General features: G+C 61.3%; 23 protein-coding genes and 1 pseudogene. 13 read left to right on the top strand and 11 right to left on the bottom strand.

Annotated elements, in window-relative coordinates; all coding sequences use genetic code 11:
• Positions 1-11 precede the first annotated feature (11 nt).
• The 3 genes from BKX96_RS10015 (at position 12) to BKX96_RS10005 (ending at position 2939) form a co-directional block, all read left to right on the top strand.
• On the top strand, positions 12-1418 hold the full coding sequence (locus tag BKX96_RS10015) for an NAD(P)/FAD-dependent oxidoreductase (protein ID WP_077183720.1): 1407 nt from the start codon (positions 12-14) through the stop codon (positions 1416-1418).
• A gap of 30 nt (positions 1419-1448) precedes the next feature.
• Positions 1449-1790: a cupin domain-containing protein gene (locus BKX96_RS10010; protein ID WP_077183718.1), complete on the top strand. Its 342-nt coding sequence runs from the start codon at positions 1449-1451 to the stop codon at positions 1788-1790.
• Positions 1791-1853: 63 nt separating this feature from the next.
• The gene (locus BKX96_RS10005; protein WP_077183717.1) at positions 1854-2939 is read left to right on the top strand and encodes a polyamine ABC transporter substrate-binding protein; all 1086 of its coding nucleotides are present in this window, start codon (positions 1854-1856) and stop codon (positions 2937-2939) included.
• Between the two features lie 46 nt (positions 2940-2985).
• On the opposite strand, the gene BKX96_RS10000 is transcribed toward BKX96_RS10005, so the two are convergent.
• Both BKX96_RS10000 and BKX96_RS09995 read right to left on the bottom strand, forming a co-directional pair.
• Positions 2986-3642, bottom strand: coding sequence for an MliC family protein (locus tag BKX96_RS10000; RefSeq protein ID WP_046819086.1), 657 nt, complete (start codon positions 3640-3642; stop codon positions 2986-2988).
• A gap of 173 nt (positions 3643-3815) precedes the next feature.
• Complete coding sequence (locus tag BKX96_RS09995) at positions 3816-4040, bottom strand: YgdI/YgdR family lipoprotein (RefSeq protein WP_077183891.1); 225 nt, start codon at positions 4038-4040, stop codon at positions 3816-3818.
• 214 nt (positions 4041-4254) lie between these two features.
• On the opposite strand from BKX96_RS09995, the gene BKX96_RS09990 reads away from it, so the two are divergent.
• The 4 genes and pseudogenes from BKX96_RS09990 to BKX96_RS33180 all read left to right on the top strand — a co-directional run.
• Complete coding sequence (locus tag BKX96_RS09990) at positions 4255-5907, top strand: VRR-NUC domain-containing protein (protein ID WP_077183890.1); 1653 nt, start codon at positions 4255-4257, stop codon at positions 5905-5907.
• Positions 5904-8216: an ATP-dependent DNA helicase gene (locus BKX96_RS09985; RefSeq protein ID WP_077183889.1), complete on the top strand. Its 2313-nt coding sequence runs from the start codon at positions 5904-5906 to the stop codon at positions 8214-8216. Before BKX96_RS09990 ends, BKX96_RS09985 begins: the two co-directional genes overlap by 4 nt.
• Before the next feature lie 7 nt (positions 8217-8223).
• Positions 8224-10143 carry a hybrid sensor histidine kinase/response regulator gene (locus BKX96_RS09980; RefSeq protein WP_077183716.1) on the top strand — a complete coding sequence of 640 codons (1920 nt, stop codon included), beginning with the start codon at positions 8224-8226 and terminating at the stop codon, positions 10141-10143.
• 23 nt (positions 10144-10166) lie between these two features.
• Positions 10167-10253 (top strand): annotated as a pseudogene (locus BKX96_RS33180) (outer membrane lipoprotein carrier protein LolA); the annotation flags it as partial.
• 58 nt (positions 10254-10311) lie between these two features.
• Here the strand turns inward: BKX96_RS33180 and BKX96_RS09975 are convergent.
• The 4 genes from BKX96_RS09975 to BKX96_RS09960 all read right to left on the bottom strand — a co-directional run bounded on the left by BKX96_RS09975 (position 10312) and on the right by BKX96_RS09960 (position 13920).
• The gene (locus BKX96_RS09975) at positions 10312-10788 is read right to left on the bottom strand and encodes a PA2171 family ribosome-binding persister protein (protein ID WP_077183715.1); all 477 of its coding nucleotides are present in this window, start codon (positions 10786-10788) and stop codon (positions 10312-10314) included.
• Positions 10789-10991: 203 nt separating this feature from the next.
• Positions 10992-12341, bottom strand: coding sequence for a cation:proton antiporter (locus BKX96_RS09970; RefSeq protein WP_077183714.1), 1350 nt, complete (start codon positions 12339-12341; stop codon positions 10992-10994).
• Between the two features lie 10 nt (positions 12342-12351).
• The gene (locus BKX96_RS09965; protein WP_046819091.1) at positions 12352-12966 is read right to left on the bottom strand and encodes a Yip1 family protein; all 615 of its coding nucleotides are present in this window, start codon (positions 12964-12966) and stop codon (positions 12352-12354) included.
• A 96-nt stretch (positions 12967-13062) separates the two neighbouring features.
• Positions 13063-13920 (bottom strand): SDR family oxidoreductase, encoded by an 858-nt coding sequence (locus BKX96_RS09960; RefSeq protein WP_077183713.1) that lies wholly within the window; start codon positions 13918-13920, stop codon positions 13063-13065.
• 250 nt (positions 13921-14170) lie between these two features.
• Between BKX96_RS09960 and BKX96_RS09955 the strand changes: the two genes are divergently transcribed.
• The 6 genes from BKX96_RS09955 to BKX96_RS09930 all read left to right on the top strand — a co-directional run bounded on the left by BKX96_RS09955 (position 14171) and on the right by BKX96_RS09930 (position 21133).
• Positions 14171-15193 carry an AraC family transcriptional regulator gene (locus tag BKX96_RS09955; RefSeq protein ID WP_077183711.1) on the top strand — a complete coding sequence of 341 codons (1023 nt, stop codon included), beginning with the start codon at positions 14171-14173 and terminating at the stop codon, positions 15191-15193.
• A gap of 242 nt (positions 15194-15435) precedes the next feature.
• Positions 15436-17100, top strand: coding sequence for an AMP-binding protein (locus tag BKX96_RS09950; protein ID WP_077183710.1), 1665 nt, complete (start codon positions 15436-15438; stop codon positions 17098-17100).
• A gap of 16 nt (positions 17101-17116) precedes the next feature.
• Positions 17117-17878, top strand: coding sequence for an SDR family NAD(P)-dependent oxidoreductase (locus BKX96_RS09945; RefSeq protein ID WP_046819095.1), 762 nt, complete (start codon positions 17117-17119; stop codon positions 17876-17878).
• A 12-nt stretch (positions 17879-17890) separates the two neighbouring features.
• Entirely contained in the window at positions 17891-19084 is a 1194-nt protein-coding gene (locus BKX96_RS09940) for an acetyl-CoA C-acyltransferase (RefSeq protein WP_077183708.1), read from the top strand.
• Between the two features lie 133 nt (positions 19085-19217).
• Positions 19218-20345, top strand: coding sequence for an acyl-CoA dehydrogenase (locus BKX96_RS09935; RefSeq protein ID WP_046819097.1), 1128 nt, complete (start codon positions 19218-19220; stop codon positions 20343-20345).
• Between the two features lie 14 nt (positions 20346-20359).
• Positions 20360-21133, top strand: a complete 774-nt coding sequence (locus BKX96_RS09930) for an enoyl-CoA hydratase (protein WP_046819098.1) — start codon at positions 20360-20362, stop codon at positions 21131-21133.
• 107 nt (positions 21134-21240) lie between these two features.
• Here the strand turns inward: BKX96_RS09930 and BKX96_RS09925 are convergent, their stop codons facing one another.
• The 5 genes from BKX96_RS09925 to BKX96_RS09905 form a co-directional block, all read right to left on the bottom strand.
• On the bottom strand, positions 21241-22392 hold the full coding sequence (locus BKX96_RS09925; RefSeq protein ID WP_077183707.1) for an acyl-CoA dehydrogenase family protein: 1152 nt from the start codon (positions 22390-22392) through the stop codon (positions 21241-21243).
• Positions 22393-22395: 3 nt separating this feature from the next.
• Entirely contained in the window at positions 22396-23502 is a 1107-nt protein-coding gene (locus BKX96_RS09920) for an enoyl-CoA hydratase/isomerase family protein (protein ID WP_077183706.1), read from the bottom strand.
• 202 nt (positions 23503-23704) lie between these two features.
• Positions 23705-24490 (bottom strand): alpha/beta hydrolase, encoded by a 786-nt coding sequence (locus BKX96_RS09915; protein ID WP_256721448.1) that lies wholly within the window; start codon positions 24488-24490, stop codon positions 23705-23707.
• Positions 24491-24572: 82 nt separating this feature from the next.
• Positions 24573-24980 carry a RidA family protein gene (locus BKX96_RS09910; protein ID WP_046819102.1) on the bottom strand — a complete coding sequence of 136 codons (408 nt, stop codon included), beginning with the start codon at positions 24978-24980 and terminating at the stop codon, positions 24573-24575.
• Complete coding sequence (locus BKX96_RS09905; RefSeq protein ID WP_077183704.1) at positions 24977-26209, bottom strand: cytochrome P450; 1233 nt, start codon at positions 26207-26209, stop codon at positions 24977-24979. Before BKX96_RS09905 ends, BKX96_RS09910 begins: the two co-directional genes overlap by 4 nt.
• Position 26210 lies beyond the last annotated feature (1 nt).

Genomic DNA, 26210 nt, shown 5'->3' with positions numbered 1-26210 from the left:
CGGAGTCTTGCATGGCGGCGTGGCGCACTATCAGTTTATGGATGGATCAACTCGACGAGCCTCTGGTGGCGCGTGCGGCGCTGGAACAGGATCTGGACGTTGACGTCGCCATTATTGGCGCGGGGTACACCGGGCTATGGACCGCGTACTACCTCAAGCGCCAGGCGCCTGACCTGAACATCGTCATCTTAGAGGCGCAAACCGCCGGTTTTGGAGCGTCGGGGCGTAACGGCGGGTGGTTGATGGGCAATCTGCTGGGCGAAGACCGGATGCTCGCCGCCTCGTCTCCCGAGCAGCGTCGTGCCTCTTACGATTTGCTCCATGGCATTCCCGATGAAGTGAAAAACGTCATCGATCGTGAAGACATCGACTGCGATTATCGCAAAGGTGGCGCCCTCTACTGTGCCGCCCGCTACCCCGAGCAGGAAGCCAGCCTGCGCCAGTACCTGGACAAGCTGTACAGCCAGGGCCTCAACGAAAGCGACTACCGCTGGTTGAGCCCGGAGCAGTTGGCGCAGCAGATCCGCGTGGCCAAGCCTTATGGCGCAATCTATGCGCCTCACGTCGCGACCCTGCATCCGGCCAAGCTGGTGCGGGGACTGGCGCGCGCAGTCGAGCGCCTGGGCGTCAGGATTTACGAGAACAGCCCGGTGAACCATTGGCAGTCCGGTAGCCTGCGCACAGCACGGGCCTCGGTGCGCAGCCGCTGGGTGGTACCGGCGGTCGAAGGCTATTCGGTGACCTTGCCGCCGCTGGGGCGGTATCAGTTACCGGTGCAAAGCTTGATCGTGGCCACCGAACCGCTGTCGGCCGCCACCTGGGACGAGATCGGCCTGAGTCACGGCCAAGCGTTCAGCGAAAGCAGTCGCCAAGTGACCTATGGCCAACGCACGGCCGATAACCGATTGATCTTCGGCGCCCGCGGCGGCTATCGGTTTGCCGGCAAGCTGCGCCATGACTTCGACCTGACGCGCAGCGAAATCGAGTTGCGGCAGTATCTGTTCGGCGAACTCTTCCCACAGCTTCGCAATGTGCAGATTACCCATGGCTGGGGCGGCAACCTGGGCATGTCGCGGCATTTCAAGCCACACATGTTGTGTGACCAGGCCAGCGGCATCGCCTTGTCCGGCGGTTATGGCGGGGAGGGGGTCGGTGCCAGCAACCTGGGTGGCAGGACCCTTGCCGACCTGATCCTGCAACGCGACACCGAGCGGGTCCGCCAACCGTGGGTGGTTCCCCGAGGTGGCCTGGATGCGCTCAAGGCCTGGGAGCCCGAACCCTGCCGCTGGCTTGGCTACAACGCGATCATCCGCAGCTTCGTCCACGAAGACCGGACCCTGGCCAACCCGGCCAGCGCGCCCTGGCGGCGCAAGCTCGCCAGCGGGGTCGCGGGGTTCATGGAAGGATTCATGCACTAAACAGCGTTTTCTTCACTGAAAGGTACTCCCATGCGTATCACCCAATTCAAGAACACCGCCACCCTGCAACTGCAAGAGTCGAACCCGGTCGCCGTACCTTTGGGCATGCCGGTGGCGGTGGCTTCGACCACCAGCGTCGAACGCGATGACGGCGTCGAGACCGGCGTCTGGGAATGCACCCCCGGTCGCTGGCGGCGGCAGATCGTTGCCCAGGAATTCTGTCACTTCATCCAGGGGCGTTGCACCTTTACCCCGGACGAGGGGGAGACCCTGCACATCGAAGCGGGCGATGCCCTGATGTTGCCGGCCAACAGCCTCGGCGTCTGGGACATCGAGGAAACCGTGCGCAAGACCTACGTGCTGATTTTCTGAACGCAGGTCCCCTGATTGCCTGCCGCTCTCCAACAACAAAAACAGCCCCACAGGAATCGACCCATGACCCCGAAGACACTGCTCCTGGCGCCGCTGATGCTGGTGGCCGCCATCAGCCAGGCGGCCGACACCGTCAAGATCTACAACTGGTCGGACTACATCGCGCCGGACACCACGAAGAACTTCCAGAAAGAAAGCGGCATCGGCTTCACCTATGACGTCTACGACAGCAACGAAACCCTCGACGGCAAGTTGATGACCGGTAAATCCGGCTACGACGTGGTGTTCCCGTCCAACCACTTCATGGCCCGGCAAATCGAAGGCGGCGCCCTGAAAAAGCTCGACAAGGCGCAGTTGCCCAACTGGAAGAACCTCAACCCGGTGCTGCTCCAGGCCTTGCAGGGCAACGATCCGGGCAACGAACACGGCTTCCCGTACCTGTGGGGCAGTACCGGCATCGGTTACAACGTTGCCAAGGTCAAGGCGGTGCTGGGCGAGAACGCGCCCGTGGATTCCTGGGACCTGATCTTCAAGCCCGAGAACATGCAGAAGCTGCAAAAGTGCGGCGTGGCGATCCTCGACAATGGCCCGGAACTGCTCCCGGCCGCGCTGAACTACCTGGGCCTGCCCCATCACAGCAAGAACCCGCAAGACTACAAGAAGGCCGAAGCGCTGCTGTTGAAAGTGCGGCCTTATGTCAGCTATTTCCACTCGTCCAAGTACACCAGTGACCTGGCCAACGGTGATGTGTGCGTGGCGGTCGGTTTCTCCGGCGACATCCTGCAGGCGGAAAACCGTGCCAGGGAGGCGAACAACGGCATAGAGATCGGCTACTCGATTCCCAGGGAAGGCGCCGCCATCTGGTTCGACATGGTCGCCATGCCCGTGGACGCCCCGGATGAGAAGGCCGGTTATGCCTTCATGAACTACCTGCTGCGCCCAGAGGTCATGGCCGGTATCAGCAACTACGTGCACTACGCCAATGGCAACGAACAGGCCGACAGCCTGATCGACCCGGCCATCAAGAACGACACCAAGGTGTATCCGAGCCCGGACATGATGGGAAAACTGTTTGCGCTCGAAGCCATGCCGTTGAACATCGACCGGATTCGTACGCGGGTCTGGAACAAGATTCGTACCGGCAGTTGAAGCGCCTGGCAGGCCATCCGGACAAGATGTGCAAGCGCTTCGGCGCTCACGCAGCCGGATCGACCGTACAGCTCATGGCTCCCGCGCCGGGCATTTGCAGCAGGGTCTCGCTGCCGTTCTGCCAGAAGCTGTAGTCGCCTCGAAAGTCCTTGCCCTTGTATTGGCTGCCGGAGTAGTTCGGCACCTGGTCGAGGACGACTGAGGCGTTCGCCCATTTCAGGTAGACGATGCCCGGCTCCGCATTGAAAAAACTCGCAGTGATGACTCCGTTGAAGCCGGTGCAACGATAGGCGATGGGGCCTTCAGTGAGTCTGCTGGGATCTTTGGTCCGGGCGATCGCGGATCCTTGACGCAACTGGTGCGCACGCTCGGCATAGCTGCGGATCGCGCATGCCTTGGCTTGCGCCCCGGCACACTGATTACGGGCGTGAATCCAGAACTGTTGATCAGTCTCGACTTTGTCCGGGCGCGGTACCGAATGTTCATCCGTGAGTGCCAGCAGATAAAGGCGTTGCACTTCCCTGTCCATTTGCGCCAGTTGGGCATCGCGACAAATCAGCTTTTCGACCGACTCCCGGGCCTGGGCGCAGTCGAAGCTGGTTTTGAAGATGGGCGCGGGCGTCCTGGTACTTGCATGGAGGCTCGCTGTCGCGCACAGGGTGGTGGCGAGGAGAGAGGTCAAAAGGGGCGTGACCATTTTCATGCTGGCTTCACCAGGATCAATGCGTGAGCTTGTGGTGCAATGGAACCCATCGACCCCGTTCAAGGTCGTTCGGGCGCATGGGCTGTATCGCAGTTTAAGCCAGTGCGCAGAACCTGCCACACCCAGAGTGCGTGAGTGTCGGAAATGAGCAGCGCGCCAGAGCCTGTTGTTGCTTAATCTTCCTGGCGAATCGTGGCCACATCATCAGCCTTGACCTTCACCTTCGCCCCGGAAATGTCCTCGAACTCGAAGAAACCATCCTTGGTCTTGGTTTTTGGCATGTCCTTGGTCAGGTACTGGGTGCCGTTCTGCAGCGTAACCACCGTGGGCGTCGAGCAGCCGGCCAGGGCAAAAAAGGCCGCTACCGCCAGGGGTAAACCCAGAGTCTTGATGTTCATAGTCACCTCTTGTTGTTGAAAAAAAAACATGGCGGTTGCCGCCAAGCGAGTGCAGCTCCATGGCGATTGGTGCCATGGAACGGCGGAAAGTTCGATGCCCGGTGGCAAAAAACCCTTACAGGACCGCCGCTTATCCTTTTCCGTTTGCACAGGGCAGGGCGTTGCTGGTATCTGTATGCATAACCAGTGCTCGCTCAAAGTGGCCTTTTTCTCCGTGACTGTAAAACCTCTCGACGATCCGTTCTACTACCTCAACAACTTCATGCAAGTGCTTGATTGGCTTGAACATCGCTATGTCGACGTGTTGAGCGACGAAGAGCATCGTTTCATCCGTGAATTCAATGTATTGCCCCGTGAGTCCCGGGCACTGCTGGTCAGGCTGGTCATGCGCAAGGGCGTTCATTTCCGGGCCAGCAAGCTGCATTACGCCGAGATCGGTGACATCTGCAGCGCGGCCCAGCCGTTGCTGGCGCAGGGTTGGGTCGATGACTGCCAGCCGTTAGCGGTCGAGGCGCTATTTGAAGTGTTGCTCAAGGCGGAAATTCTTCAATGCCTGGGCAACGCGATTGTTCAACCCAAGGGTAAAAAGATCGACTGGCTGCCGGCACTCTGTGAGCAGTTTCCTCAAGCACAGGCCTTCAACGACTGGTGTCCGACGCTGAACGACCGCTTGTTCAGCCTGACAATCATGAACCTGTGCGATCGCCTGCGCTTGATGTTCTTCGGCAATCTTTACCAGGACTGGTCCGAATTCGTTTTGGCGGACCTGGGCATCTTCACCTATGAAAAGGTCGAGTTCAGTGACGATTCCCGAGGCTTGCGCAGCCGCGAGGACGTCGATGCCTGCATGTTCCTCTACCAGTGCCAGCAACTGTTCGAGGCCGGCGAGGCGGTGGCGGGCATCGTCGCGCAAATCAACGGCCTGGCGCTGAGCAATCACTGGCTGCAACGGCGCCGCGACAAGCTGTTGTTCCAGATGGGCCAGGAGTGCGAGCGCGGCGGTGATTTCTGCGCCGCATTGACTCTGTACCGTGACTGCGCCTACCCCGGCGCGCGCGTGCGCATGATCCGGGTGCTGGAGCGTTGCGGTGAGTACGAGTTGGCCCTGGAGCTGGCGTGCCAGGCCGAGCAAACGCCGCAAAATGCCGCGGAGCAGCAGCACCTGCTACGAGTACTGCCCAGGCTGAGGCGCAAGCTGGGCGGGCCGGTGGTCAAGCGCGCAGCCCCGCGGGAGATGCTGCGCCTGGACCTGCAACTGTGCAGGACCGACCCTTTGTTGTCGGTGGAGGACCATGTACAGGCGCACCTGGGCGAAGCGTCGGCACCGGTGCATTACGTCGAAAACAGCCTGGTCAACTCGCTGTTCGGCCTGCTGTGCTGGCCGGCGATTTTCGCACCGCTGCCGGGGGCGTTTTTCCATCCGTTCCAGCGCGGTCCGGTGGACCTGTTGAGCGAAGACTTCCATAGCCGTCGGGCCGAGCTGTTCCAGGCCTGCCTCGGAGAACTTGACGACGGCCGGTACCGTGAAACCATTCGCGCGCGCTATGCCGAAAAGTGGGGTGTGCAGTCACCCTTCGTGTTCTGGGGCGCACTCAGTGAAGCGTTACTGGAACAGGCTCTGGACTGCCTGCCCGCCGAACACCTCAGGCACTGGTTCACCCGGTTGTTGCTCGACATCAAGGCCAATCGCGCGGGCATGCCGGACCTGATCCAATTCTGGCCGCAGGAAAAAACCTACCGCATGATCGAAGTCAAGGGGCCGGGGGATCGCCTGCAAGACAACCAGCTGCGCTGGCTGGAGTTCTGTCATGAGCACCGCATGCCGATTGCCGTGTGTTATGTGCAATGGGCGGAGCAGGGCGCTTGAACTACAGCATCACAGTGCGGGCGCTGTGTGAGTTCACCGCCAAGGTGGGCGACCTCGACTTGCGTTTCACCCCGTCGCCGACCGCGCTGGAAGGCATCGTCGGGCACCGCACGGTGGCGTCGCGGCGCAGTGACGGCTATCAGAGTGAAGTCGCCCTTGAGGGTTCGTATCAGGGGTTGACGGTCAAGGGCAGGGCGGATGGCTTCGATCCTGCGCAAAACTGCCTGGAAGAGGTCAAGACCTACCGAGGCGACCTGAGCAAGCAACCGGCCAACCACCGTCAACTGCACTGGGCGCAGGCCAAAATCTATGGCTGGCTGATGTGCCGAAAACTCAATCTTGTGCAGATCAACCTGGCGCTGGTGTATTTCGATGTCGTCAGCGAAAAGGAAACCTGTCTGGTCGAGGGGTTTGACGCCGCCGAACTCGGGCAGTTCTTCAATCACCATTGCGGCTTGTTCCTGCACTGGGCCGAACAGGAAACCGTCCATCGCCAGGGGCGTAACCAGGCGGCGCAGCAGCTGGGGTTTCCCCATGCCGATTTTCGTCCGGGGCAGCGTCACTTGGCGGAATCGGTGTTCAAGGCCGTCAGCACCGGACGCTGCCTGATGGCCCAGGCGCCCACGGGGATTGGCAAGACGGTGGGCACCTTGTTTCCGCTGCTCAAGGCCCTGGCGCCGCAGCAACTGGACAAGGTGTACTTCCTCACGGCGAAAACCCCGGGCCGCAAGCTGGCCCTGGACGCCGCGCAGGTGATCCTGGAGCGCGCCGACGCGCCGCCCCTGCGGGTGTTGGAGATGATCGCCCGGGACAAGGCCTGCGAACACCCGGACAAAGCCTGCCACGGTGAATCCTGCCCGCTGGCCCAGGGGTTCTATGATCGCTTGCCTGCTGCGCGCGAGGCTGCCAGCCAGTTGAACATGCTGGATCAGAGCGCACTGCGCCAGGTCGCCCTGGCGCATGAGGTTTGCCCCTATTACCTGAGCCAGGAAATGGCGCGGTGGGCCGATGTGGTGGTTGCCGATTACAACTATTACTTCGATTTCAGTGCGCTGTTGTTCGGCCTGGCCCAGGCCAACACCTGGAAAGTCGCGGTGTTGGTCGATGAGGCCCATAACCTGGTGGAGCGTGGTCGGCAGATGTACAGCGCCAGTCTCGATCAATCGACCCTCGATGGCGTGCGCAAAACCGCCCCCGAGGTGTTGAAGAAGCCGCTGCAACGGGTCAACCGCGAATGGAACGCCTTGCATAACCAGCAACTCGGTGCCTACCAGGCCTACGACAAGCCGCCGGAAAAACTGCTCCAGGCCCTGTCGTCGTGCAGCGCCAGCATCGTTGATTACCTCAACGATCATCCGCAGGGACTGGACAGTGCATTGCAAAGCTTTTATTTCGACGTACTGCAGTTCTGTCGGGTGGGCGAACTCTTCGACCAGCAGTACCTGTTCGACATCAGCAAGCGCGACCTCGAACGCAAGCGCAACCTCTCGCAACTGTGCCTGCGCAACGTGGTGCCAGCCGGCTTCATCGGCCCGCGCCTGAGCGCTGCACGCAGCACCGTGCTGTTCTCGGCGACGCTAAGCCCCCGGCACTATTACGCCGATTTGCTGGGTACCCCGGCGAACACCGTGTGCATCGACGTCGAGTCACCCTTTCATGCCGATCAGTTGCACGTGCAGATCGTCAACCGCATCTCCACGCGTTTTGTTCATCGCCAGGCATCCCTGGCGCCGATCGTCGAGCTGATCGCCCGACAGTTCGGCCAGCGCCCCGGCAATTACCTGGCGTTCTTCAGCAGCTTCGATTACCTGCAGCAAGTGGCGCAGTTACTGGCCGAAAAACATCCAGGGATCAACCTGTGGTCACAGTCCCGAGGCATGGCGGAGGCGCAACGCCAGGAATTCCTCGACCGCTTCACCGCCGAAGGCCAAGGCGTGGGCTTCGCGGTACTGGGCGGGGCGTTTGGCGAAGGCATCGATTTGCCAGGCGCACGCTTGATCGGCGCGTTCATCGCCACCCTGGGGCTGGCGCAGCTCAACCCGGTCAACGAGCAGTTCAAGCGGCGCATGGCGGCCCTGTTCGGCGCAGGTTATGACTACACCTACCTGTACCCCGGTGTGCAAAAAGTCGTGCAGGCCGCCGGCCGGGTCATTCGTACACAGCAGGACCAGGGTGTGGTGATGTTGATCGATGACCGCTTTGGCGAGAGCAAGGTCAGGCAATTGCTGCCGCACTGGTGGTCAATCGCGCCGGCGGCTGTTCAAATGGATGGTTTATCGCATACTTCAGACAAACAGCAGTCGATGTGAGGGATCAATGAGCGAAGTTCGAACCCAGGCCGAGATCAATGAAGACAGGCGCCTGCGCCTGCTGATCGATGCGGTGGTTGACTATGCGATCTACATGATTGATCCCGATGGCATCATTACCAGCTGGAACGCGGGCGCCAGGCGTTTCAAGGGTTATGAGGAAGCCGAGATTCTCGGCCAGCATTTCTCGCGCTTCTACACCGATGACGATCGTCGTGCCGGCCTGCCCCAACGGGCGCTGGACACGGCCATCGGCGAGGGGCGTTTCGAAGGCGAAGGCTGGCGCGTGCGCAAGGACGGTACGCATTTCTGGTCCCACGTGGTGATCGATCCGATCTACGACTCGACGGGCACGCTCCTGGGATTTGCCAAGATCACCCGCGACCTGACCGATCGCAAGATGGCCGAAGAGACCCTCAAGCAAAGCGAGCAACAGTTTCGCTTGCTGGTGCAAAGCGTCACCGACTATGCCATCTACATGCTGGCCCCGGATGGCCGTGTGACCAACTGGAACCTGGGGGCCCAGCGCATCAAGGGCTATTTGCCCGAAGAAGTCATCGGCCGGCATTTTTCCATGTTCTACACCCCTGAAGACCAGGCTGCAGGATTGCCCGCCTGGGCGCTGGAGATTGCGACCCGTGAGGGACGCTTCGAGAACAAGGGCTGGCGGGTGCGCAAGGATGGCACCAGGTTCCTCGCCCATGTGGTGGTCGACCCGATCCGGGGCGACACCGGTACCTTGCTCGGCTTTGCCAAGATCACCCGCGACATCACCGAGGCGACCCAGGCGCAGCAGGCGCTTGAGCAAACTCGCGAAGCGCTGTTCCAGGCGCAGAAAATGCAGGCCATCGGCCAGCTCAGTGGGGGGATTGCCCACGACTTCAATAATTTGCTGACCGTCATTCTCGGCAACCTGGAGATTGTACGCAAACGCCTGGCCGACGACCCGAAAATAGTCCGTTTGCTCGACAACGCCACCCAGGGTGCATTGCGCGGCGTCTCCCTGACCCAGCGCATGCTGGCCTTTGCCCGCAAGCAGGAGCTCAAGTCCGAACCTGTGGATCTGGCCGACCTGGTGCAAGGGATTTCCGGGCTTCTACGCAGTTCACTTGGGCCTTCGGTGGCCCTGGAAGCCCGTTTTCCAGCGCAGATCGAGCCGGTCATGGCCGATGTCAATCAGCTCGAACTGGCGGTGCTGAACCTGGCCACCAATGCTCGCGATGCCATGCCCAATGGAGGCAGTATCGTCATCAGTGCCCACGCCGAGACGCTTGCCGATCAACCCCAATCCTCCTCAACGGCGGGACGTTATGTGTGCCTGAGCATCACCGACACTGGCGAGGGAATGGATGAAGCAACGCTGGCCTCGGCGATGGATCCGTTTTTCACCACCAAAGGGCTGGGAAAAGGCACGGGCCTGGGATTGTCGATGGTCCACGGCTACATCGAGCAATTGGGTGGGCGATTCATTCTCAAGAGCCGAAAAAACCTGGGTACGACTGCAGAACTCTGGTTGCCCGTGGCTTCGGCAGGCTCGGTACCGGCTGTTATTGTCGACGAGCCGGCAGGGCCGGAAGTCCCACGCCTGTGCATATTGGTGGTGGATGACGACAGCCTGGTATTAACCAGCACTTGCCTGTTGCTTGAAGACCTCGGACACCGCGTGATCACCGCGACGTCCGGTGACCAGGGCCTGGAACTGTTCGAGAAAAATCCGGCCATCGACCTTGTCATCACCGACATGGCCATGCCGCACATGAGTGGGGCGCAACTGGCAGATGCCATCCGCACGCGCAAACCCGGCATGCCGATTATCCTGGCAACCGGTTATGCCGATCGCCTGGAAGGCTTTGCATCCAGGCTGCCGCGCTTATCCAAGCCGTTTACCCAATTGAATCTGGTGGAGATCATTTCGTCTGCAATGTAGATGCCGCGCCTGTTGGGGCAATCTTGCTCGCGTTGCAGATCAACGATGACGCGGGGAGCCTGGCCCCCCGCGGTGCTCTCAGGTTTTTCGCAAGCAAGCTCGCTCCTACAGGTGACCGTATTCCCCTGTAGCTGCTGCAGGCTGCGATCTTTTGATCCTGGTGTTCCATCAAGCAGCCATATGCGACGCCGCCATTTCCTTTTTCAGGCGGGCCTTCAAAGCCTCCATTTGTTCCCCAAGCTCATCCAGAGTGGCTTTGCCCAGCAGCTTTTTAGCCTGGGGAAACATCTCGGTCTCTTCCTCTTCAATGTGGTGTTCGAGCAGTTCCTTGACCACTTTGACGCGGCCGGCGAACTCCGGCGTGGACGGGTCGGTGGCTTTCAGGTCCGGCAGTACCAGCGAATCCACGGTGCGGTGTTCTTCCTTGGCTTCGTAATACATGATGTCCTGCTCCTTGCCGCCGACTTCCTTGTAGGCCGGGTACAGGATGTCTTCTTCCAGGCGGGTATGGATCGAGATTTCCATTTCCAGCTTTTCAAGGAGATCGGTGCGCTTTTTCAGGCCGCGCTCGGTGGATTCGCTCAGTTGGTTGAGGATGCCTTTTACGCGTTCATGGTCGGCTTTCAACAGGTCTATGGCATTCATGGTCAAGTCTCTCAAGTTGAGGTCAGCGCGAACGGTTTTTACCGCAGGTCACTCATCGTTAAAGAGCATTAGTCGTGCCGTATTTTCTGTTGCCGTAAAGCGTTTCAAAAACAATGTCTTACGCGTGATAATGGCCAAATGGGGCCATGCAGGCTGCATGAGTCCGGGCTATTGGCTCATGCAGTTCGCCACGGCAAGCTCATTCAAGCCGGTGGTTTCTTGCGCCGTTCATAATGGGCGAGGATCGGTTGGGTACTGACCCCGTGAATCAGAATGCTCAACGCAACCACGCAGAGGGTAAGGTCGGTGCACAAGGTGGCCATTGAAGGCGCGAGATCGTGATTCAAGGCGTAGAACAGGTAATAGAAGCTACCGATGCCGCGGATTCCAAACCAGCCGATCAACAGCCGTTGCTTGCCGTCAAGCAGGTTGCCCCAAGGGACCAGGCAGACAATCAGCGGCCGAATCACGCAGAACAGCACCAGCGCAATTGCCAACGCGCGCCAGTCCCAATGCCCCACCAGCACCACCCCGAGCAGGGTCACCAGAAATACTTCCATGGCCCGTTCGACCAGGCTGCCGAAGGACAGCATGTCGCCCATCATGATGCCGGCCGCCACCTGCGCTTCCTCCAGGTTCGTCACATCGCCATGTACGGCAGCATCGGGCTCGACGTTCTGATGACCGACCACCGGTTGCACCAAGTGCTCGGCGGGCGTCAGTGAATGCCCCATCGATTTGACCTCGGCCCGACGCAAGCCCAGGGCGGCCGCGAACACCGACAGAAAACCGTAGCCGTGCACCGCTTCGGCGGCGACATACGCCAGGGCGATCAGGGCAAAAGTCAGGTAGTCGTTGGGCGACAGCGTGCTGTCGGCATTCCTGATGCGCATGGACAACGTCAGTCGGCCAATTACCCGGCCCATGGTGTAGCCGACGAGCAATCCGGCGGGCACCGCCCACAGCAGGCGTTTGAGCGCCCAGTCATCGAGCCAGGTGGCGGAATCACCGCCGCCTTGCTGGATAAACAGCAACCCAAGGATAACGAAGGGAAACGCAATGCCGTCGTTGAGTCCGGCCTCACCGGAAAGGCCGAAGCGCACGGCGTCGTCATCCTTGGCATCGTTGACCTGCACCAGCGAGGCCAGCACCGGGTCGGTAGGTGCCAGGATCGCGCCGATCAGCAAAGACGGGCCCCACGGCAGGTCGAAAGCATAATGCAGCAACAGGCAGACACCGATGATGGTCAGGACCATCACCGGCCCCGCCAGCCCAAAAGCCACGCGCCATTTGCGGTCCCTCAGCGGCAAGCGCAACTTGAGGCCACAGACGAACAGCGAAAAGAGCACCGCGACTTCCGTCAGGTGCTCCATCCAGTAGGCGGCATCCTTGATATCCAGCCTGAGCCAGCCCAGGCCCGCTGGCCCGATGACCACCCCCAGCGCCAGGCACACGGCGGAGGTGGTCACCGGCATCCAGCGCAGGAACGATGAGGTCAGTGCCAGCGTCAGCAGTACGGCACCCAGCACCGCGACCCAGGCAATGAAACTCATGGCCGGGGGGTCATTGACTGACGGTAGCGCGCAAGTACTCCGGCGTCAGCACGTTGAACCACAGCAGGATCATGCTCACCAGAATGGTGACCAGCACCAGCAACCCGACGCCCCAGACGCAGGCGGCATTGAGCACGCCTTGCTCCTTGCGCTCATGCATGAAGGTCGGCAAACCGACAAACAGCAGGAATGTCGAGTAAATCGAGGCGGCGCCCAGTACCAGGATCGCCAGCCAGCGACTCGGGTACAGGCCGGCAATACCCGCCAGGAAAAACGGCGTGACGGTGTACGCGGCAAAACCGATGCACTGGTTGAGCGTAGGGCGAGCCTCGAAAGTGCGAGACATCCAACGGATGAATCCTCCCATGATGGCGACGCCGGCGAGGGTGCACAGATACAGCAGGGCGCAAAGTTGCAGGGCGCTGCGGGGGCTGAGGTGGACCGTTTCGTTTTCCGCCAGGCTCCAGCCAACGTAGGTGGTGCCAATGTACAGGCAGACGGCGGGGATCAGGGCCAACAGGATCAAATGGGCGAGATAGTGGCGTGGGTGCGCTTCCTCTTCCTTGCGAATATCCGTCCACGCGTAGTTCGGCTGAGTGAACAGTTTGACGATAGGTGCGGACATGACAACCTCCAGGTATCGAAAGGCCCCCAGGGAGGGCCTATGAAGTGTTGAGCGCTGGAGACTCGCCGGGTTCCATTTTTCCGGCGCATGGCGCCATCACAGGATCGGTTTACCCCCGGTCACCCCGAAACGCTGGCCGGTGATGTAGCTGCCTTCATCCGACGCCAGTAATACATAGATCGGCGCGACTTCCACCGGCTGGCCCGGACGGCCGAGCGGGGTGTTGGCGCCAAAGTTCTGTACCTTGTCCTCGGGCATGGTCGAGACGATCAGCGGCGTCCAGATCGGACCGGGTGCCACGCTGTTGACCCGGATATTCTTCGGCCCGAGCATTTGCGCCAGGCCGGCGGTGAAGTTGGCAATCGCGCCCTTGGTCGTGGCATACGCCAGCAGGGTGGGGTTGGGCATGTCGGAGTTGACCGAACTGGTGTTGATGATCGAACTGCCGGGCTGCATGTGCTTGAGTGCCGCCTGGCAGACCCGGAAAATGGCGGTGATGTTGACGTCGAAGGTCATCACCCATTCTTCGTCGGGGATGTCCTCGAGGTTTTCGTGGGTCATCTGGAACGCGGCGTTGTTGACCAGGATGTCGATGCGGCCGAAACGTTCGACCGTCTTTTCCACCAGTGCCCGGCAATGCACCTTGTGCGCCAGGTCCCCCGGCAGCAGCAGGCATTGGCGGCCGGCCTGTTCAACCCAGCGCGCGGTTTCCTGCGCATCTTGCTCCTCATCCAGATACGCCACGGCTACGTCGGCACCTTCACGGGCAAAGGCGATGGCCACCGCCCGGCCAATGCCGCTGTCGCCCCCGGTGATCAGGGCGATCTTGCCATTCAGGCGACCCGAACCTTTGTAGCTCTGCTCACCGCAGTCTGGATAGGGATCCATTTTGCGCTGGGAGCCGGGGACGGGTTGCTGTTGTTTGGGGAAGGGTGGTTTGGGGTAGTGGTTCATTGTCGATCTCCGGTTTCAAGGTGAGGGAGTCAAAGGGTTGACCCTGGCCTTTCGTGCGGAGTTCGGTTGGATGAGGACCTGATGGCGCTGAAAAACTGTAGGAGCTGGCTTGCCAGCGAAAGCGCCCGAAAGACCAACGCAATGTTCAAGGACGCCTTCGCTGGCAAGCCAGCTCACAGGGTTCTGCGCCGACCGGGCGGCTGCGCTAATATGCCCGCCACTCAAACAAGAACAGGGCTCCCTTCGCGCAATGTCGGAAAAAGACACCATTTCCATTCAACTGGTGCGAGAAGCGCTGTTGCAAAGTTGCGCCCCGGGCGCGGCCACCGATGAGGTGCTGGACAAGGTCGGTATCGATCCGGGGTTGCTTGGCAGCAGCGACGCCCGGGTTCCCGCCAGCGCTTATGCGCGTCTGTGGCGCTTGCTGGCCCGACGAGGCGATGACGAGTTCTTTGGCATGGACCCGCGCAAGCTCAAATCCGGCAGCCTCGAATTCCTCTGTCGCTGTGCCATGGTCCAGCCGAGCCTGGCGGCAGGACTGACCAGTGGCCTGGGCTTTCTGTCGTTGATGCTCGAGCGCATGCCTGCGCAGCTGGTTCATCAGCAGAGCCTGGCGGAAATCGTGTTGCTCGAAGACGACCATGAGCCGCGCCGGGCCTTCACTTACTTCACCTACTGGATGATCGTGCACGGGGTGGCCTGTTGGCTGGCTGGACGTCGAATTCCGATCCTGGCGATCGAGCTGCGCTGTGCACAGCCGGATTACTGCGATGACTACCAGGTGATGTTCTCCGAGAACCTGCGCTTCGACCGCCCGCGCACGCGAATGATCTTTTCCGCTGACTGCCTGGATTTGCCGATCAAGCGCAGTGTCGAAGAGCTGCGGCGCTTCCTCGCCCATGCGCCGGCCAACATCCTGGTCAAGTACCGCGATCCACAGAGCCTGGCCAGCCGGATCAAGCAGGATTTGCGGCAGCTGCCCGCCGAGCACTGGCCGGAGACCGAAGCCCTGGCGCAACGCCTGTGCATGTCCGCCTCGACCCTGCGTCGGCGCCTGGCCGAGGAAGGCCAGACGTACCAGGGGCTCAAGGACAGCGTGCGCAAGGAGCTGGCCATCTCCTGGCTGGCGGAACCGACCATCAGCTTCACCGAAATCGCCACCCGGCTGGGATTTGCCGATGCGAGCTCGTTCTACAAGGCGTTTCGCAAATGGTCGGGGTCCAATCCCGGGCATTACCGCAGTTTGATCTTGAATGAGCGAGGTCATCCATAGGCTGTTGCGTCTGGACTGACGTCTTCGCTGGCAAGCCAGCTCCTGCAGGGGAATGCGATCAACCCGTAGGAGCTGGCTTGCCAGCGAGAGGCCCGTTCAAGCGCCGCCTGTCTCAGCTCCTTGGCCAAACCAGTCAAGCAACTTGATAACTTTGACCATTGCCCGACACCCCGCGCAGAGCGAGTATTTCCCTGTTGGTTACGGTTCCCCCACCTAACAAGAAATACAGAGGGATTCTGGCAATGCGCGATTACTTGTCTGCCGTTTCACAGTTCAATTATCAGCACACCGTCGATGCCGCACTCGCAGGCAATCTGACTGCCCTCAACGCCTGCATCGAATGTTGCGACCGGCATGCGCTGCCGGGACGTATTGCACTGTTCTGGGAAGGCCGTGACGGCACCAGCGCGACCTATACCTTCAACGAGCTGCAGGACAAGGCCGCGCGTTTTGCCAACTTCCTCTTGGCCCAGGGCGTGAAGAAAGGCGACAAGGTTGCCGGTCTCCTGCCGCGCAACATCGAATTGTTGATCACCGTGTTCGCCACCTGGCGCATCGGCGCTGTCTATCAACCCTTGTTTACCGCCTTCGGGCCCAAGGCCATCGAGCATCGCCTGGGCAGTTCCGGGGCCAAAGTAGTCGTCACCGACGCGGTCAATCGCTCGAAGCTCGCCGAAGTCGCCGACTGCCCGACCATCGTCACCGTCGCCGGCGCCAAGGGGCAGGGCATTGTCCGTGGCGACTATAGCTTCTGGGCCGAGCTGGCCAACTACTCCAATCTCTGCGAACCGGTGCTGCTGACGGGTGAAGACCCGTTCCTGCTGATGTTCACCTCAGGCACCACCGGTCCGTCAAAAGCGCTGTCCGTGCCGCTCAAGGCCATTGTCGCCTTCCAGAGCTACACCCGTGACGCGGTGGACCTGCGCCCCGAAGACGCGTTCTGGAACGTGGCCGATCCGGGCTGGGCCTACGGCATCTATTTTGGCGTCACAGGTCCCATGGCCATGGGGCATCCGATCACCTTCTACGATGGCCCGTTCACCCTGGAAAGCACCTGCCGGGTGATCAACAAGTACGGGATAACCAACCTCACCGGCTCGCCGACCGCGTATCGCCTGTTGATCGCAGGCGGCGACGAATTCGCCAAATCGATCAAAGGCAAGCTGCGCATTGTCAGCAGCGCCGGCGAGCCGCTGAACCCGGAAGTGATCCGCTGGTTCGCCGACACTCTGGACGTGGTCATCCATGACCATTACGGCCAGACCGAACTGGGCATGGTGCTGTGTAACCACCATGGCCTGGAGCACCCGATCCACATGGGCGCCGCTGGTTTTACCTCGCCTGGCCACCGCATCGTGGTGCTGGACGAGGACAACCAGGAACTGGGCGTCGGTCAACCGGGCATCCTGGCCATCGACCGCAGCCAGTCGCCAATGTGCTGGTTCGCCGGATACGAAGGCGCACCGACCAAGGCCTTCGTCGGCAATTACTACTTGAGCGGCGATACGGTCGAGTGGAATCCGGACGGCAGTATCAGCTTCGTCGGCCGTAGCGACGATGTGATCACCACCTCCGGCTACCGCGTCGGCCCGTTCGATGTGGAAAGCGCCTTGATCGAGCATCCGGCGGTGGTGGAAGCGGCGGTGGTCGGTAAACCCGATCCGGAGCGTACTGAACTGGTGAAAGCGTTCGTAGTGCTCAGCGAGCAATACCGCGCCACGCCGGAGCTGGCCGAAGAGTTGCGCCAACACGTGCGCAAGCGTCTGGCGGCTCACTCCTATCCCCGTGAAATCGAATTTGTCAGCGAATTGCCGAAAACCCCAAGCGGCAAATTGCAGCGCTTTATCTTGCGCAACCAGGAAATCGCCAAGGCTCAAGAGGCCGCGGCGAAGAACGTTCCAGCTTGAATCGAAGGACTCAATGATGCAGATCGAAAACAAGGTTTTTCTCGTCACCGGCGGTGCCTCCGGCCTCGGTGCGGCCACCGCTGAAATGCTCGTGGCGGCCGGTGCCAAGGTAATGCTGGTGGACATGAATGCCGAAGCCGTCGCGGCCCAGGCCCAACGTCTTGGCGCGCAAAGCGTAGTGGCGGACATCAGCAGCGAAGCAGCGGCCGAAGCCGCTGTGCAGGCGACGGTCAAGGCCTTCGGTGGCCTTAATGGCCTGGTCAACTGCGCCGGCATCGTGCGTGGCGAGAAGATCCTCGGCAAGAACGGTCCGCACGCGCTGGCAAGCTTCAGCCAGGTGATCAACGTCAACCTGATCGGCAGCTTCAACATGCTGCGCCTGGCGTCGGCGGCGATTGCCGAAACCCAGGCCGACGCCGATGGCGAGCGCGGCGTGATCATCAATACCGCCTCGGCGGCGGCCTACGACGGCCAGATCGGTCAGGCGGCCTACGCCGCGTCGAAAGGCGCCATCGTCAGCCTGACCTTGCCTGCCGCCCGCGAACTGGCGCGCTTCGGCATCCGCGTGATGACCATCGCCCCGGGCATTTTCGAAACGCCGATGATGGCCGGCATGACCCAGGAAGTCCGTGATTCCCTGGCCGCCGGCGTGCCGTTTCCGCCGCGCCTGGGCAAACCGGCCGAGTATGCCCAGCTGGTACGGCATATCATTGAAAACAGCATGCTCAATGGCGAGGTGATCCGTCTCGACGGGGCCTTGCGCATGGCGGCCAAATAAGGAGGATTTGTCATGACCCTATCCAACGATCCGATTGTTATCGTCAGCGCCGTCCGCACCCCGATGGGCGGTTTCCAGGGCGAACTGAAAAGCCTCACCGCACCGCAACTGGGTGCCGCCGCGATCAAGGCCGCGGTGGAACGTGCCGGCGTTGCCAGCAATGCCGTCGACGAAGTGCTGTTCGGCTGCGTACTGCCTGCCGGCCAGGGCCAGGCCCCTGCGCGCCAGGCGGCGCTGGGTGCCGGGCTGGATAAATCGACCCGTTGCACCACCCTCAACAAGATGTGCGGCTCGGGCATGGAAGCGGCCATCCTGGCCCACGACATGCTGGTGGCTGGCAGCGCCGAGGTGGTAGTCGCCGGTGGCATGGAAAGCATGTCCAACGCGCCGTACCTGCTGGACCGCGCCCGTAGCGGCTACCGCATGGGACACGGCCGGGTGCTGGATTCGATGTTCCTCGATGGCCTGGAAGACGCCTACGACAAGGGCCGCCTGATGGGCACCTTCGCCGAAGACTGCGCCGAAACCCACGGCTTCAGTCGCGAGGCCCAGGATGCGTTCGCGGTGGCATCGACCACCCGCGCCCAGCAGGCCATCAAGGACGGCAGTTTCAAGGACGAAATCGTGCCCTTGACTGTCACCGTCGGCAAAGAGCAGGTGACCATCAGCAACGATGAGCAGCCACCCAAAGCCCGACTGGACAAGATCGCCTCGTTGAAACCGGCGTTCCGTGATGGCGGCACCGTGACGGCGGCCAACTCCAGTTCGATCTCCGACGGCGCGGCGGCACTGGTGCTGATGCGCCGTTCCGAAGCCGACAAGCGCGGCCTCAAGCCGTTGGCGGTGATCCATGGTCACGCGGCCTTCGCCGACACCCCGAGCCTGTTCCCGGTGGCGCCGGTGGGCGCGATCGAGAAGCTGATGAAGAAAACCGGCTGGTCGCTGAACGACGTCGACCTGGTGGAAGTCAACGAAGCCTTCGCCGTGGTCAGCCTGGTGACCATGACCAAGCTGGAAATCCCTCACGAAAAACTCAATGTGCACGGCGGTGCTTGCGCCCTTGGCCACCCGATCGGTGCGTCTGGCGCGCGGATCCTCGTGACCTTGCTCTCGGCCCTGCGCCAGAAAGGCCTCAAGCGTGGTGTTGCAGCGATCTGCATCGGTGGCGGCGAAGCGACGGCCATGGCCGTGGAATGCCTCTACTAACGCGGCGCAGACCTTGTAGGAGCGAGCTTGCTCGCGAAGAGGCCGTGTCAGTCGACATCATCGTTGGATGACATACCGCATTCGCGGGCAAGCCCGCTCCTACAGGGGGACAATTACAAATCAAGGATTCACCATGATCCCCAATGACGAACAACAGCAGATACGCGACGCGGCACGGGATTTTGCCCAGGAACGCCTGAAACCCTTCGCCGCCGAGTGGGACCGTGAACACCGCTTCCCCAAGGAAGCCATCGCCGAAATGGGCGAGCTGGGCTTCTTCGGCATGCTGGTACCGGAGCAGTGGGGCGGTTGTGAGACCGGTTACCTGGCCTATGCCATGGCCCTGGAAGAAATCGCCGCGGGCGACGGTGCCTGCTCGACGATCATGAGCGTGCACAACTCGGTGGGCTGTGTGCCCATCCTCAATTACGGCAATGACGAGCAGAAGGAGCGTTTTCTCAAGCCCCTGGCCAGCGGCGCCATGCTCGGTGCTTTCGCCTTGACCGAACCCCAGGCCGGTTCCGATGCCAGCGGATTGAAAACCCGTGCGCGGCGGGAGGGTGATCACTACGTTCTCAACGGCTGCAAGCAATTCATCACGTCCGGGCAAAACGCCGGGATCGTGATCGTGTTCGCCGTGACCGACCCGGCTGCCGGCAAACGCGGCATCACGGCGTTCATCGTGCCCACCGATTCGCCGGGCTACAAGGTGGCCCGGGTCGAGGACAAGCTCGGCCAGCACGCCTCGGACACTTGCCAGATACTGTTCGAAGACGTGAAAGTACCAGTGGCCAATCGCTTGGGCGAAGAGGGCGAAGGCTACAAGATCGCCCTGGCCAACCTTGAGGGCGGGCGTGTCGGCATCGCCTCGCAGTCAGTGGGCATGGCCCGCGCCGCGTTCGAAGCGGCCCGCGACTATGCCCGCGAGCGCGAGAGCTTCGGCAAGCCGATCATCGAGCACCAGGCCGTGGCGTTCCGCCTGGCGGACATGGCGACCCAGATCGCCGTGGCGCGGCAAATGGTGCATTACGCGGCGGCATTGAGAGACAGCGGCAAACCGGCGCTGGTGGAAGCGTCGATGGCCAAGCTGTTCGCCTCGGAAATGGCCGAGAAGGTATGCTCCTCGGCGCTGCAAACCCTTGGCGGTTACGGTTACCTGAACGACTTCCCGCTGGAGCGGATTTACCGCGACGTGCGGGTCTGCCAGATCTACGAAGGCACCAGCGATATTCAACGCATGGTCATTTCACGCAATCTTTGAAAAGGAACCCGCTTGTGAACTACGAAACGATTTTGCTGGAAACCCATGGCCGCGTTGGCCTGATCACCCTCAACCGCCCGCAGGCGCTGAACGCGTTGAACGCGCAGATCGTCAGCGAACTGAACCAGGCCCTCGACGGCTACGAGGCGGACTCGAACATCGGCTGCATCGTCCTGACCGGTTCGAAAAAGGCCTTTGCCGCCGGTGCCGACATCAAGGAAATGGCCGAGCTGACCTATCCGCAGATCTATATCGACGACCTGTTCAGCGACAGCGACCGCGTGGCCAACCGCCGCAAGCCAATCATCGCCGCGGTCAACGGTTTTGCCCTGGGCGGCGGCTGTGAGCTGGCGCTGATGTGCGATTTCATCCTGGCCGGCGACAACGCCAAATTCGGCCAGCCGGAAATCAACCTCGGCGTGCTGCCGGGCATGGGCGGCACCCAGCGCCTGACCCGCGCCGTGGGCAAGGCCAAGGCCATGGAAATGTGCCTGAGCGGGCGCTTGATCGACGCCGTGGAAGCGGAGCGTTGCGGTATCGTGGCGCGTATCGTGCCGAGCGATGAGCTGCTGGACGAAGCGCTCAAAGTCGCAACGCTGATCGCCAGCAAGTCCTTGCCGATTGCGATGATGGTCAAGGAAAGCGTCAACCGTGCCTTTGAAGTGAGCCTGTCGGAAGGTGTCCGCTTTGAGCGTCGGGTGTTCCACGCGGCGTTTGCGACGCAGGATCAGAAAGAAGGGATGGCGGCGTTCATTGCCAAGCGTGAGGCCCAGTTCCAGGGCAAGTGATGTAGCGTTTCTGCGGGCCTCTTCGCGAGCAGGCTCGCTCCCACAAGGGATCTCAATAACGCTGAGATCCAATGTGGGAGCGAGCCTGCTCGCGAAGATTTCAAGCGTTAAAGCTGGTAGTTTTTCAACTCGCGGGCAATCACCATCCGCTGAATCTCGCTCGACCCTTCATAGATCTGCGTGATCCGCGCATCCCGGTAATACTTCTCGACCGGGTAATCCTCCAGATACCCATACCCGCCATGAATCTGAATCGCTGACGAGCAGACTTTCTCGGCCATTTCCGAGGCAAACAGCTTGGCTTGCGAGGCCTCCGACAGACATGGCTTGCCCGCCGTGCGCAGGCGTGCCGCGTGAAGAATCATCAACCGCGCAGCGTTCAACTGCATGTGCATGTCGGCCAGCAGATTGGCGATGCTCTGGTGTTCATTGATGGTTTTGCCGAACTGCACGCGATCACGGGAGTAGGCCAGGGCCGCCTCGAATGCTGCGCGGGCAATGCCCAACGCCTGGGCGGCGATGCCGATGCGGCCGCCTTCGAGGTTGGACAAGGCAATGGCCAGGCCTTTGCCGCGCTCGCCGAGCAAATTGGCCTCGGGGATTGTGCAATTGTTCAAGGTGACCGCACAGGTATCGGAGGCGCGGATGCCCATCTTGTGTTCGGTGCGGTCGACGATGAAGCCTGGGGTGTCGGTTGGTACCAGGAACGCCGAGATGCCGCGCTTGCCCAGGTCCGGGTCGGTCACGGCAAACACGATCGCCAGCTTGGCCCGCTTGCCGTTGCTGACAAACTGCTTGGCGCCGTTGATCACCCATTGGCCGTCGCGCAGTTCGGCGCGGGTACGCAGGTTGTGCGCCTCGGAACCGGCCTGTGGTTCGGTCAGGCAGAAGCACCCAATGGCCTGGCCGCTGGCCAGGTCCGCCAGCCAGGTCTGTTTCTGTTCTTCGCTGCCGTAGTTGAGCACCGGCCCACAACCCACCGAGTTGTGGATGCTCATGAACGCGCCAGTAGCGCCGTCGCCGGCGGAGATCTCTTCTACTGCCAATGCATAGGCGACGTAGTCGACATAAGTGCCGCCCCATTCCTCGGGCACCACCATGCCCAGCAGGCCCAGCTCACCCATTTTCGCCACCAGGGCGTCGTCGATCCAGCCGGCCTTTTCCCAGGCCTGGGCATGGGGGGCGATTTCGCCGCGGGCAAAGTCCCGGGCCATGTCGCGGATCATGACTTGTTCTTCGGTCAGTTCGAGATCGTGCATGGTTCAGCTCCCGCTCTCATCGAAACCGTTGAAGAAGCTCGCTACGTGCTCGGCGTCCAGCGCCTGCAGGGTTGGCGGGTTCCAGCGCGGGTTCTTGTCTTTGTCGATCAGCAAGGCGCGCACGCCTTCGATCAGGTCGCCGCGCTCGAACCACTGGCGGTCCAGGTGCAGCTCAAGGGCGAAACATTGTTCAAGGCTCAGTTGCCGGCCGCGCCGGAGCATTTCCAGGGTCACGCCCATGGCCAGGGGCGAGCGGGTCTGCAGCAGGTCAGCGGTAGCCGTGGCCCACTCATGGCTGTCGGCGACCGTTACTTCCCGTAGTTGCTCCACGATACTCGGCACATCCGCCAAGGCGAAGAAATGGTCGATAGCCGGGCGCAGGGCGGCCAGGGGGGCATCGGGCAACTGTTGCACGGCGAGTTTCGCCAACACGCCCTGAAGGTCTTTCAGAGGCGTGTCATGCCACTGCAGCTGGTCGAGCTTTTCATCCAGCGTGGCCAGTTTGCCGCTGTCCAGGTACCAGTCGGCCAGCCCGCAGTACAGCGCATCGGCCGCACGGATCTGCACACCGCTGACGCCCAGGTAAATCCCCAGTTCGCCGGGGATGCGCGGCAGGAAGTAGCTGCCGCCAACGTCCGGGAAGTAACCGATGCCGACTTCAGGCATCGCCAGGCGGCTTTTCTCGGTGACCACCCGCAAGTCGGCGCCTTGCACAAGGCCCATGCCGCCGCCCAGGACAAAGCCGTCCATCAAGGCCAGCACCGGTTTGCGGTAACGATGGATTGCGAGGTCGAGGGCGTACTCCTCGATGAAGAAATCTTCGTGCAGCGTATCGCCGCTTTTGAAGCTGTCGTACAACGAGCGAATGTCGCCACCGGCACAGAAGGCTTTTTCCCCGGCGCCGCGCAGCACCACTGCATGCACCTGGTCATCCTGTGCCCAGGCATCGAGCTGACGTTGCAGATTGCGCACCATCTCGAGGGTGATGGCGTTAAGGCCAGCGGGGCGGTTGAGGGTCAGGTGACCGATGTGGTTGCGAACCTCGGCCAGCACTTCGTTTTGCGTGGCATCCATTGACGAAGTCGCTGGAGAAGAAACCTGAGCAGTCATCACTAACTCCCTGCTTTTATTGTTCTTTGTTAAGAAGCTCGCGCGCGAGCGATGCTGGATCGTACCAGTGCAAATTTGCCTTGTACAACCGGGATAAGTGCAGGTCGTGTGTGCATTTTTGCAGAAAGGGCGCCGCTATCGGCGGCTGGAGTTGCCTGGCGCACGCGCAGAGCCCGGACGGGTGCCCGGGCTCTGCGCGCATTCAATCGTGAAACTGTGCTTGCAAGTACTGAGCGCACAAGAGCAGCGCCCGTTTGGCCTCATCCTGAGCCGCCGGCCAGTTGATGAAGCCATGGAGCATGCCGGCATACTCCCGATGCTGGACCTGAACGCCGGCCCCCATGAGTCGCCGGGCATATTCGCGGCCTTCGTCACGCAGCACATCCCGTTCGCTGGTGATGATCAACGCCGGTGGCAATCCGTGCAGGTGTTTTTGATTCAGCGGGGAAAGCCTGGGATCGGCGCGATCCATACCGGGTGGCACGTAGTGCTCGATGTACCACTCGAGCATGGCTGCGCAGAGCCCATGTCCATCGGCGAACTCCTGGTGGGAGGGGTGTCGGTTCAAGCAGTCGAGCAACGGGTACAGCAGCATCTGCAACACGATCTTCGGCGCGCCGCGCTCCCGGGCCCATTGGCACACGACTGCCGCCAGCCCACCGCCGGAGCCGCCACCGGCGACCCCGATTCGCGACGGATCGAGCCCTGAGGCCAGCCCCTGTTCGACGACCCATTGCGTAGCTGCGCAGCAATCCTGCACCGCAGCGGGGAATAGGTGCTCCGGTGGCCGGGCGTAATCCACGGCTACCACGGCACAACCTGCCCAGTCACACATCAGCCGGCAAAAGCTGTCGTGGGTGTCCAGATCGCCTGTGACCCATCCACCGCCATGGAAATACATCAGGACTGCGAACGGCCCTTGTCCGGGCGGGGTGTAGAGCCGCAGTGACAGGGGTCGTCCATGGCTGTCGATCGACAGGTCACGCACGCGAACCACCATCAAGTCGCGAAAGGCTGTTCGCGCGCTTTCTACCGTCAAGGGAGTAGCTGATTGTCCAGTCGTCGCGCGCTCAGGCTTCATTGTCTTTCCCCTTGTGCGCATAGGCCTGGATTTCGATCTCGATCACGTATTCAGGCAGGATCAGTTTTCCGACTTCCAGGCACATCGTGGTGGGCGGATGGCCCTCGAAAAACGCCTTGTGCGCCCTGGCGATAGCGGGCCAGAAAGCCATGTCGGTGGTGTACATGCGGGTGGCGATGATACTGCGGCGGTCTTCTCCCAGTTGCTTGATCGACGCCTCAATGATTTCCAGGCAACGCAGCGTCTGGGCATAGGCATCACCCGGGGCGAAGGGCTCTCCCTTGTCATCGAAGGCGACGGTACCGCCCATCACGATCAGGTTATCGACCTTCAATGCACGGCAGTAACAGGCTTCGGTTTCCCATTTTGCCGCGGAAAAAACGCGTTCGAATTTCATTGCAGCGCTCCTTGGCCCAGATCAATGGGCAGTGATTTGAGTCCACGAAACTGCAGATTGTTGGTCCGCCATATCGCCGGTCTGTCCGCAATCAGTTGCAGGTCCGGGAATCGCTTGAATAACGAGGTGAACACCACCTCGGCCTCCAGGCGGAATAACGCGGTGCCCATGCAGAAATGCTCACCCCGGCCGAACGCCAGGTGATCGTTGTGCGTGCGGTGGATATCGAAGCGGTCAGGGTTTTCGAACTTCGCCGGGTCACGATTGGCGGCGGCGCGCATCAGGTAGACCAGGTCGCCTTTTTTCATCGTGACACCGTCTATTTCGACGTCTTCATTGAGCACGCGATGACTGAAAGACCCCGCGGAATCAAAGCGCAGCATCTCTTCGATGGCCGGTTTTACCAGGCTCAGGTCAGCCACCAGTGCCCGGTGCTGCTGGGGATGCTCAAGCAAATGCAGCAAGCCGATGCACAGCTGATCGGCGCTGGTGGTGTAGCCGGCAACCAGGATGAAGACGATCTGTGCCAACACCTCTTCATTGCTCGACGCGCTGCCCTGGCTGGCCTCCAGTACCCGGCTGACCAGATCATCCTGCGGCTGTTTGCGGCGCTGTTCGATGACGTCCGCAAAATACCCGTACATCTCTTCCACGCCTTTGAGCGCTTGCGCCGGTCCATAGTCGGGGTCGAGACTGCCGACCAGGAAAATCAGGATGTCATCGGTCCAGCGCCGCAGCTTCAACGCGTCCTCGCGCGCGATGCCGTAGAGCCTGGCCAGGATCAGCGCCGGTACGCGGTTGAACAGGTTGGCCATCAAATCGGTTTGCCGTTCGAGGCCGGATAACTCTTCATCGGTGATGTCCTGAATGGTTTGCCTCAAGGATTCGATAGCACGGGGCGTAAAGGCCCTGCCCAACAGGTGGCGGCTGACCTTGTGTGGTTCACCGTCCTGGGAGTACATCCAGTCGGAGGCGAGCTTGACGAAAGTCGCCAGTTGCGCGCGCTTTTGCGCGGGTACCTGCGCATCGACCAGCTGTTGCATGCGGTTCGAGGAAAAACGCCTGGCGTCACCTTGAGCGGCAAAGACATCGCGGTAGCGGGTCAGGAACCAGGCCTTGAAGTGCGGACACCAATAGACCGGATGGTGCTCACGCAGGTAGCGATAAGCCGGGTAGGGGACGCGCACCGTTTCGCGATGGGTAAAGTCGAGCAGCGCTTGAACATCCATG

Source organism: Pseudomonas putida, from assembly GCF_001976065.1.
In the GTDB taxonomy this organism is placed as follows: domain Bacteria; phylum Pseudomonadota; class Gammaproteobacteria; order Pseudomonadales; family Pseudomonadaceae; genus Aquipseudomonas; species Aquipseudomonas serbica.
Note: the sequence above shows the minus strand (reverse complement) of the source record. Positions and strands in the feature narration are given on the sequence as shown.

Coding starts and splice junctions, on each gene's coding strand:
- BKX96_RS10015 (WP_077183720.1), top strand. CDS start 12: ATGGCGGCGTGGCGCACTATCAGTTTATGGATGGATCAACTCGACGAG.
- BKX96_RS10010 (WP_077183718.1), top strand. CDS start 1,449: ATGCGTATCACCCAATTCAAGAACACCGCCACCCTGCAACTGCAAGAG.
- BKX96_RS10005 (WP_077183717.1), top strand. CDS start 1,854: ATGACCCCGAAGACACTGCTCCTGGCGCCGCTGATGCTGGTGGCCGCC.
- BKX96_RS10000 (WP_046819086.1), bottom strand. CDS start 3,642: ATGAAAATGGTCACGCCCCTTTTGACCTCTCTCCTCGCCACCACCCTG.
- BKX96_RS09995 (WP_077183891.1), bottom strand. CDS start 4,040: ATGAACATCAAGACTCTGGGTTTACCCCTGGCGGTAGCGGCCTTTTTT.
- BKX96_RS09980 (WP_077183716.1), top strand. CDS start 8,224: ATGAGCGAAGTTCGAACCCAGGCCGAGATCAATGAAGACAGGCGCCTG.
- BKX96_RS09975 (WP_077183715.1), bottom strand. CDS start 10,788: ATGAATGCCATAGACCTGTTGAAAGCCGACCATGAACGCGTAAAAGGC.
- BKX96_RS09970 (WP_077183714.1), bottom strand. CDS start 12,341: ATGAGTTTCATTGCCTGGGTCGCGGTGCTGGGTGCCGTACTGCTGACG.
- BKX96_RS09965 (WP_046819091.1), bottom strand. CDS start 12,966: ATGTCCGCACCTATCGTCAAACTGTTCACTCAGCCGAACTACGCGTGG.
- BKX96_RS09960 (WP_077183713.1), bottom strand. CDS start 13,920: ATGAACCACTACCCCAAACCACCCTTCCCCAAACAACAGCAACCCGTC.
- BKX96_RS09955 (WP_077183711.1), top strand. CDS start 14,171: ATGTCGGAAAAAGACACCATTTCCATTCAACTGGTGCGAGAAGCGCTG.
- BKX96_RS09950 (WP_077183710.1), top strand. CDS start 15,436: ATGCGCGATTACTTGTCTGCCGTTTCACAGTTCAATTATCAGCACACC.
- BKX96_RS09945 (WP_046819095.1), top strand. CDS start 17,117: ATGCAGATCGAAAACAAGGTTTTTCTCGTCACCGGCGGTGCCTCCGGC.
- BKX96_RS09940 (WP_077183708.1), top strand. CDS start 17,891: ATGACCCTATCCAACGATCCGATTGTTATCGTCAGCGCCGTCCGCACC.
- BKX96_RS09935 (WP_046819097.1), top strand. CDS start 19,218: ATGATCCCCAATGACGAACAACAGCAGATACGCGACGCGGCACGGGAT.
- BKX96_RS09925 (WP_077183707.1), bottom strand. CDS start 22,392: ATGCACGATCTCGAACTGACCGAAGAACAAGTCATGATCCGCGACATG.
- BKX96_RS09920 (WP_077183706.1), bottom strand. CDS start 23,502: ATGACTGCTCAGGTTTCTTCTCCAGCGACTTCGTCAATGGATGCCACG.
- BKX96_RS09910 (WP_046819102.1), bottom strand. CDS start 24,980: ATGAAATTCGAACGCGTTTTTTCCGCGGCAAAATGGGAAACCGAAGCC.
- BKX96_RS09905 (WP_077183704.1), bottom strand. CDS start 26,209: ATGGATGTTCAAGCGCTGCTCGACTTTACCCATCGCGAAACGGTGCGC.